The sequence below is a fragment of the Nocardiopsis halophila DSM 44494 genome, from assembly GCF_000341245.1.
GTDB classification, from domain to species: domain Bacteria; phylum Actinomycetota; class Actinomycetes; order Streptosporangiales; family Streptosporangiaceae; genus Nocardiopsis_A; species Nocardiopsis_A halophila.
This window is the reverse complement of sequence record NZ_ANAD01000149.1, coordinates 43,530-51,615: the sequence shown is the minus strand read 5'-3', so window position 1 is coordinate 51,615 and position 8,086 is coordinate 43,530. Positions and strand designations below refer to the sequence as shown.

6 protein-coding genes and 1 riboswitch are annotated in these 8,086 nt (G+C 73.9%); of the genes, 5 read left to right on the top strand and 1 reads right to left on the bottom strand.

Annotated features, from left to right (window positions below):
• Positions 1 to 810: 810 nt before the first annotated feature.
• A complete protein-coding gene (locus D450_RS0117640) occupies positions 811 to 1,641 on the bottom strand; it encodes a MurR/RpiR family transcriptional regulator (protein WP_017539976.1) in 831 nt (276 codons plus the stop codon).
• Between the two features lie 248 nt (positions 1,642 to 1,889).
• On the opposite strand from D450_RS0117640, the gene D450_RS0117635 reads away from it, so the two are divergent.
• The 5 genes from D450_RS0117635 (at position 1,890) to D450_RS0117615 (ending at position 8,068) form a co-directional block, all read left to right on the top strand.
• Positions 1,890 to 3,155: a metal-dependent hydrolase family protein gene (locus tag D450_RS0117635; RefSeq protein ID WP_017539975.1), complete on the top strand. Its 1,266-nt coding sequence runs from the start codon at positions 1,890 to 1,892 to the stop codon at positions 3,153 to 3,155.
• Positions 3,156 to 3,357: 202 nt separating this feature from the next.
• Positions 3,358 to 3,461: riboswitch (glycine riboswitch) on the top strand.
• 49 nt (positions 3,462 to 3,510) lie between these two features.
• The gene (gene gcvT / locus D450_RS0117630) at positions 3,511 to 4,647 is read left to right on the top strand and encodes a glycine cleavage system aminomethyltransferase GcvT (protein ID WP_017539974.1); all 1,137 of its coding nucleotides are present in this window, start codon (positions 3,511 to 3,513) and stop codon (positions 4,645 to 4,647) included.
• A 180-nt stretch (positions 4,648 to 4,827) separates the two neighbouring features.
• On the top strand, positions 4,828 to 5,208 hold the full coding sequence (gene gcvH / locus D450_RS0117625; RefSeq protein WP_017539973.1) for a glycine cleavage system protein GcvH: 381 nt from the start codon (positions 4,828 to 4,830) through the stop codon (positions 5,206 to 5,208).
• 4 nt (positions 5,209 to 5,212) lie between these two features.
• A complete protein-coding gene (locus D450_RS0117620; protein WP_017539972.1) occupies positions 5,213 to 6,481 on the top strand; it encodes a serine hydroxymethyltransferase in 1,269 nt (422 codons plus the stop codon).
• Between the two features lie 174 nt (positions 6,482 to 6,655).
• Positions 6,656 to 8,068, top strand: coding sequence for an L-serine ammonia-lyase (locus D450_RS0117615; RefSeq protein ID WP_017539971.1), 1,413 nt, complete (start codon positions 6,656 to 6,658; stop codon positions 8,066 to 8,068).
• Positions 8,069 to 8,086 lie beyond the last annotated feature (18 nt).

Here is an 8,086-nt window from a genome sequence, read left to right as displayed (position 1 = left end):
CCCCCGCCGCACGCCCGACCGGCTCCGGGCCCCGTTCCGGGGCGTTCGGGGGTTTCGTGCCTCTTCTGGACCGGACACGGTGGGGCATTGCGGGTGCCCTGGCGGGGTGGGAGCGATCGAGAGTGGTGGTATCGCCACCCAAGTGCACATTGGGTGGCGATACCACCACTCTCGATGCGGCCGGGGCCCCGGGCCCGCTCCCCGGCGCCTGCTCCGCGGGGCCTTGGCATGTGCGCCGGGCAAGCGCCGCGCTTCGTCGTCGCCGCCCTCCCCCTGGTGCTCCGCCGACCCGGCGCCCGGCCAGCAGCCATGAGCGGGGCACCCGCTGCTGCGTTGTTGCCGCCTTGTCCTGGACCGCGAGGAACCAGTCAGCCGGCCGGCGACGCCGGGCAACCGCCCTGCTTCCTCGTCGCCGCTCTTCCCCCGGCGCCCCGCCGGCCCGGCGCCCGGCCGACAGCCCGGAGTGGGGCACCCGCTGCTCCGTCGCCGCCCCTCCGGTGACCATGTACACGCCCGGTAGCCGACAGCGTTGCCGTGGGGGTCGCCTGCCCGTTCTCGTCGCCGCCTCCCGTCCGGTGCTCCGCCGACCCGGCGCCCGGCGAGCAGGCATGAGCGGGGTACCGGCTGTGCCGTCGCCGCTGAAACGCCTGTACCGCAGGGGACCCGCCGCCCGGCCGACAGCCATGAGCGGGGTAACCGCTGTCCCGTCGTTGCCGCCTACTCCTGGACCGCGAGGAACCAGTCGGCCGACCGGCGACGCCGGGCAACCGCCCCGGCCCCTCCTCGCCGCCCCCACCGGTGGGGGCGCCCTCAGAAGAGTTCGGCCTCTTCCCACAGGTGCTCGGTGCGGCGGACGGCCTGGAGCGCCCGGTCGCCGCCGATGCGGGTCAGTTCGGCGAGCACCCCGTGCACGACGGCCATCGCCGCCGTCAGGGACGGGAACATGCCCACGCCCTCGCTCGGGACCACGATCACGTGCTCGGCACCCTCGACCAGCGGCGAGTCGCGCCGGTCGGTGATCACCGCGGTGGGCACGGAGCGCTCCGCCGCGATGCGGGCCGCGGCGCGGATCGCGCGGGGCACCCGCCACAGGTCGCACACCACCACCAGGTCGCCCGCGTCCATCCTGGCCAGGGCGCTGACCAGCGCGGTCCCGCCGACGTCGCGCATCTCCACGTCGTAGCCCATGATCCCGGCGGCGTGCGAGAGCTGCAGGCCCGGCGCCGCGAACGTGCCCGAGCCCAGCACCAGCGTGCGCCGCGCGCCGTGCACCGCGCCCGCCAGCGCGCGGACCCGCTCCGGCTCCAGTGTGCGGTCCAGGGTGCGCAGCGCCTCCCGGTCCGAGCGCACGGCCTCGCGCACCGGGTCGGCGGTGCCCGCGTGCTCGGCCAGCACCTCGCCCGCGCTGAGCGAGGCCAGGTAGCGCGAGCGCAGCTCCACCCGGAGCGCGGGCCACCCGGAGAACCCCAGCTGCTGGGCGGCGCGCACCACGGTCGCCACGTTCACCTCGGCGCGCCCGGCCAGCTCGGCGGTGCTCGCGTAGGAGGCGAACCTCGGGTCGTCGCGCAGCACCCGGACCACCCGCTCGGCGGCGCGTCCCAGGCGGCCGCCGGCCAGCGCCTCCTCGATCCAGTCCGGCATCTCGCTCCTCGCCTCCGCTCTCGCGCGCCCCTCGCCCCGAACGGGCCGACCCCCATTCTCCGGCCCCCGCGCGCGGCCCCGGGACCCGCGAGCGGGGACCGGCATCCGGCGGAGGTAGCCGGGGCCCGCCGAGGGCACCCCGCTCTTCCCCGCACCCTCGTTGCAACATATATTGCGGATGAGGCGCGCGTCACCCCGCGCGCCGCAGGCACCGCAAGCACCGCAGGCATCCGCGACCGGAGGAATCCATGGCCGACCGCCCCCGCACCACCCTGTTCACCGGCGCCGCCCTCCTCGACCCCGAGGCCGGGACCCGCACCCCCGGCTCCTGGCTGCGCGTCGAGGACGGCCGCATCGCCGCGACCGGACAGGGCCCGGCCCCCGACCCCGGCGCGGAGGCGCGCACGGTCGACCTGGCGGGGGCCACGCTCATGCCGGGCCTGATCGACGCCCACGTGCACCCCACCGCCTTCAGCGCCGACCTGGGCGCGGCCATGGACCACTCCCCCTCCTACGCCACCGCCTTCGCCGCCCGCTCCCTCAACGACATGCTGCACCGCGGCTTCACCACCGTGCGCGACGTCGCCGGCGGCGACTGGGGCCTGGCCCAGGCCGTGGCCGAGGGCCTGATCGACGGCCCGCGCCTGATGTTCGGCGGCAAGGCGCTCTCCCAGACCGGCGGGCACGGCGACTTCCGGGGACCGGGGCGCCAGGACACCGGCGACCACGGCTGCTGCCCCAGCACCGGCCTGGTGTGCGACGGGGCCACCGCGTTCCGCCGCGCCGCCCGCGAACAGCTGCGCACCGGCGCCCACCACATCAAGATCATGCTCTCCGGCGGGGTCGCCTCGCCCACCGACCGCATCGACTCCACCCAGTCCGCCGAGGAGGAGATCCGCGCGGTGGTGGAGGAGGCCGAGGCCGCCAACCGGTACGTCACCGGACACGCCTACACCGCCCGCGCGGTCAACCGCGGCCTGCGGCTGGGCGTGCGCTGCATCGAGCACGGCAACCTCATCGACGAGACCAGCCTGGAGCTCTTCCTGGAGCGCGGCGCCTACCTCGTGCCGACCCTGGTGACCTACCGGGAACTGGCCCGCCAGGGCGCCCGCAACGGCCTGCCCCCGGAGAGCCAGGCCAAGGTGTCCACCGTGCTCGACCGCGGGCTGGAGGCGCTGCGCATGGCGCACGAGGCGGGGGTGAACCTGGTCTTCGGCACCGACCTGCTCGGGGGCATGCAAGCCCACCAGAGCGAGGAGTTCGCGATCCGCGCCCGGGTGCAGCCCGCCGCCGACGTCCTGCGCGCGGCCACCACGACCGCCGCCCGGCTGCTGGAGCTGGAGGGCCGCGTGGGGACGGTGCGCCCGGGCGCCGACGCCGACCTGATCGTGGTCGAGGGCGACCCGCTGGAGGACGTCGCGATCCTCGCCGAACCGGAGAAGCACGTGCGCGCGGTGGTGCGCGGCGGCGACGTCCGCGTCGACCGCGGACTCGGGTCCCCGGCGCGCGGCTGAAGCGCCCTCTCTCCCCCTCCCGCCCCCTCCCTCCCAGGTCAGGGGCGGCCCCTGAGGGCCGCCCCTGTGCCCGGACAAAGCACGCTGCTACTCTGAAACCGGTCGACGAACCCGAACGGGAGAGCGTCCGCGCAGCCGGCGCGGACCGCCGAAGGAGCAAACCCTCCCCAGAGAACCTCTCAGGCGCGACGGACCGTCCGGGCGAGACCACTCTGGAAAGCAGGGGCAGCGGCGCCCCTCGCCGAAGGTGCAAGCCGCGCCGAGTGCGCGGTGAAGCTCTCAGGCACCGATGACAGAGGGGGAGGATGGCTACGCCTTTGGATCCACAACGACGACCATCCTCTCGGGAGCGACGATGACATCCGCCGGCGGCGATTCCGCGAACCTCCGCGAAACCGCACTCCGCTCTGCGCACGAGGCGCTGGGCGCCACCCTGGTCGACTTCGCGGGCTGGCTGATGCCCCTGCGGTACTCCGGAGAGAAGGCCGAGCACACGGCCGTCCGGGAGAAGGCGGGCCTGTTCGACCTCTCCCACATGGGCGAGGTCCGCATCACCGGCCCCCAGGCCGCCGACCTCCTCGACTACTCCATGGTCGGGCACCTGTCCAAGGTCAGCGTCGGCCGCGCGCGCTACACGATGATCACCGACGCCGACGGCGGCGTCCTCGACGACCTCATCGTGTACCGCCTGGCCGAGGACGACTACCTGGTCGTCCCCAACGCCGCCAACGTCGGCACCGTCCTGGCGGCGCTCCAGGAGCGCGCCGGGGGCTTCGACGCCGTGGTGGACGACCGCTCCGGCGACACCGCGCTGATCGCGCTCCAGGGTCCCGCCGCGGTAGAGATCCTGGCGCCGCTCACCGACGCCGACCTGTCGGAGATCAAGTACTACGCCGGCTACCGCCACACCGTGGCCGGGCAGCCGGTGCTGCTCGCCCGCACCGGCTACACCGGCGAGGACGGCTTCGAGATCTTCATCGAGCCCGCCGCCGGCGCCCCCGCCGTGTGGGACGCCCTGCTCAAGGCCGGCGAGCCGCACGGCCTGGTGCCGGCCGGGCTCTCGGCCCGCGACACCCTGCGCCTGGAGGCCGGGATGCCGCTGTACGGCCAGGAGCTCTCCCGGGACCTCACCCCCTTCGACGCCGGCCTGGGCCGCGTCGTCAAGTTCGAGAAGGAGGGGGACTTCGTCGGCCGCGCGGCGCTGGAGCGGGCCGCCGAGCGCAGCGCCGACCGCAGCGGCGGGCGCCGCCTCATCGGCCTGGCCGCACGCGGCCGCCGCCCGATCCGCACCGGCATGCCGCTGCTGCGCGACGGCGAGCAGGTGGGCACCCTCAGCAGCGGCGCCCCCTCCCCCACCCTGGGCCGCCCCATCGCCATGGCCTACGTCGACGCCGGCCTGGACGCCTCAACCGGCGAGTTCGCCGTGGACGTGCGCGGCCGCACCGAGCCGGTGGACGTCGTCGAGCTCCCCTTCTACAAGCGGGAACGCTGAGTTCCGGCGGCGCCCACGCGCCGCCGGAAGGTCGCGAGCCGCGTGTGCGGGCAGTCGGCCCACCAGGCAGAATTACCGGCGGGTGGGTGCGATCCGCACGAAGCGCCCGCGGTCCCTCGGCCGCTCGCGGCGGCCGGACCCGGTAACCGGACACCACTGACGAATCCTCCTGGAGAGAAATTGAGCGTTCCCGCGGAGCTGAGCTACACCGAAGAGCACGAGTGGGTCTCCATCAGCGACGGCGTCGCCACGGTCGGCATCACCACCTACGCCGCGGAGGCGCTCGGTGAGATCGTGTTCGTCGAGCCGCCGGAGGCGGGCGCCACCGTGGCCGCGGGGGACACCTGCGGCGAGATCGAGTCGACCAAGTCCGTGAGCGACGTCTACGCCCCTGTCAGCGGCGAGGTGGTCGACGTCAACAGCGCCGCCGTCGAGGACCCTGAGATCATCGGAACCGACCCCTACGGGCAGGGCTGGCTGTTCAAGGTCGAGCTGTCCGAGGAGCCGAAGGACCTTCTCTCCCCGGAGAAGTACACCCAGCTGACCGAAGGCGAAGGCTGATTCCATGACCGATCGCACCCTTCTCGACCAGACCCTCCAGGAGTTCGATCCCGAGGTCGCCGCGGCCGTCGGCCAGGAGCTGTCCCGGCAGCGGGACACCCTGGAGATGATCGCCTCGGAGAACTTCGCTCCGCGCGCCGTCCTGGAGGCCCAGGGCACGGTGCTGACCAACAAGTACGCCGAGGGCTACCCCGGCCGGCGCTACTACGGCGGCTGCGAGCACGTCGACGTCGTCGAGCGGCTCGCGATCGACCGCGCCAAGGCCCTGTTCGGCGCCGAGCACGCCAACGTGCAGCCGCACTCGGGCGCCCAGGCCAACACCGCGGTCTACTTCGCCCTGCTCAAGCCGGGCGACACCATCCTCGGGCTGGACCTGGCGCACGGCGGCCACCTCACCCACGGGATGAAGCTCAACTACTCGGGCAAGATCCTCAACCCCGTGCCCTACCACGTGCGCGACGACGACGGCCTGGTCGACTACGACGAGGTCGAGCGCCTGGCCAAGGAGCACCGCCCGGCGATGATCGTCGCCGGCTGGTCGGCCTACCCGCGCCACCTCGACTTCGCCCGGTTCCGCCGGATCGCCGACGAGGTCGGTGCCTACTTCATGGTGGACATGGCCCACTTCGCGGGCCTGGTCGCCGCCGGCCTGCACCCCAACCCGGTGCCGCACGCCGACGTGGTCACCACCACCACGCACAAGACCCTGGGCGGCCCCCGCGCCGGGCTCATCCTGTGCAAGGAGGAGCTGGCCAAGAAGATCAACTCCGCGGTCTTCCCCGGCATGCAGGGCGGTCCGCTGGAGCACGTCATCGCCGGCAAGGCGGTCGCCCTCAAGGCGGCGGCCTCCGACGACTTCCGCGACCGCCAGGAGCGCACCGTGGCCGGGGCGCGCATCCTCGCCGAGCGGCTGACCCGCCCCGACGCGGCCGAGGCCGGGGTGAAGGTGCTCAGCGGCGGCACGGACGTGCACCTGGTGCTGGTGGACCTGGTCGACTCCGCCCTCAACGGGCAGGAGGCCGAGGACCGCCTGGACGAGATCGGCATCACCGTCAACCGCAACGCGGTCCCCAACGACCCGCGTCCGCCGATGGTGACCTCGGGGCTGCGCGTCGGCACCCCGGCACTGGCCACCCGCGGGTTCGGCGAGGAGGACTTCACCGAGGTCGCCGACGTCATCGCCGAGGCGCTCAAGCCCGGCTACGACGCCGAGGCCCTGCGCGGCCGGGTCCAGGCCCTGGTCCGCAAGCACCCGCTCTACCCCGACCTGTAGGGCCGGGCCCGGCCGCCGTGCCGGGACGTGCGAGGACAGCCGGGCCGGGCGCGGCCCCCGAAGTGCAGCGAGGCCGCGCGCGACCCGGCTATTTTCGTATCCGGACCCTGTTCCCGTATCCGCACCCCGTTGCCCAATCCGCATCCCCTGTGCTCGACGAGGAGGGCAGGACAGATGGCCATCAGCGTCTTCGACCTGTTCAAGATCGGTATCGGACCGTCAAGTTCGCACACCGTCGGTCCGATGAAGGCGGCCGCGACGTTCGTCGACGGCCTGACCGCCTCCGGGGCCGCGGAGCGGGCCGCGTCACTGCGCTGCGACCTGTACGGCTCGCTGGCGCTCACCGGGAAGGGGCACGGCAGCGACACCGCGGTGATCCTGGGGCTGCTCGGGCAGACCCCGGAGGGGGTCGACCCGGACGCGGTGCCCGACCTGCTGGCCGCGGTGGGCGAGAGCGGGCGGCTCCGGCTGGGCGGCACCGGCCCGCGGGTCGCCTTCGACCCGGCGCACGACGTGGAGTTCCGCCGCAAGGAGACCCTGCCGGGGCACCCGAACGGGATGCGGTTCACCGCCTACGACGCCGACGGGGCCGAGCTGCGCTCGCGGGTGTACTACTCGGTCGGCGGGGGCTTCGTGGTGGACGAGGACGCCACGGGGTCGGACCGCATCATCCCCGACACCACCCCGGTGCCCCACCCCTTCACCACCGCACAGGAGCTGCTGGAGGTGTGCCGGGAGACGGGCATGTCGATCAGCGCGGTGATGCTCGCCAACGAGCGGGCCTTCGGCCGCTCCCCCGAGCAGGTGCGCACCGAGCTGCTGGAGATCTGGCGGGTGATGCGGGCGTGCGTGCGCCGGGGGGTGACCACCGAGGGCACGCTGCCGGGCGGGCTGCGGGTGCCGCGGCGGGCGCACCGCCTCTACCGGCAGCTGGGCGGCCGGTGCGACGCCTCGGGCCTGGTGGCGCCGGACAGCCCTGACCTGTCGGACCCGCTGCACGGCAGCGACTGGATCACCCTGTACGCGCTGGCGGTGAACGAGGAGAACGCGGCCGGCGGGCGGGTGGTGACCGCCCCGACCAACGGCGCGGCCGGGATCGTCCCGGCGGTGCTGCACTACTACACCCACTTCTGCCGCGGGGCGAGCGAGGAGGGGGTGGTGCGGTTCCTGCTCACGGCGGGGGCGATCGGCATCCTGTTCAAGGAGAACGCCTCGATCTCCGGCGCCGAGGTGGGCTGCCAGGGCGAGGTGGGGTCGGCGTCGTCGATGGCCGCCGGCGGCCTGGCCGAGGCCCTGGGCGCGACCCCGTCCCAGGTGGAGAACGCCGCGGAGATCGCCATGGAGCACAACCTCGGGCTGACCTGCGACCCGATCGGAGGCCTGGTCCAGGTCCCGTGCATCGAGCGCAACGCGGTCGCCTCGGTCAAAGCGGTGACCGCCACCCGCATGGCGATGCGCGGTGACGGCAGCCACTTCGTGTCCCTGGACAAGGTCATCCGCACGATGCGGGACACCGGCCGCGACATGATGGACAAGTACAAGGAGACCAGCCGGGGCGGACTGGCCGTCAACGTCATCGAGTGCTGAGGCGGCACAGCCGTCAAG

Excerpts from the sequence above, each read along its gene's own strand:
- D450_RS0117615 (WP_017539971.1), top strand. The coding sequence starts at position 6,656 with ATGGCCATCAGCGTCTTCGACCTGTTCAAGATCGGTATCGGACCGTCA.
- gcvT (WP_017539974.1), top strand. The coding sequence starts at position 3,511 with ATGACATCCGCCGGCGGCGATTCCGCGAACCTCCGCGAAACCGCACTC.
- D450_RS0117640 (WP_017539976.1), bottom strand. The coding sequence starts at position 1,641 with ATGCCGGACTGGATCGAGGAGGCGCTGGCCGGCGGCCGCCTGGGACGC.
- D450_RS0117635 (WP_017539975.1), top strand. The coding sequence starts at position 1,890 with ATGGCCGACCGCCCCCGCACCACCCTGTTCACCGGCGCCGCCCTCCTC.
- D450_RS0117620 (WP_017539972.1), top strand. The coding sequence starts at position 5,213 with ATGACCGATCGCACCCTTCTCGACCAGACCCTCCAGGAGTTCGATCCC.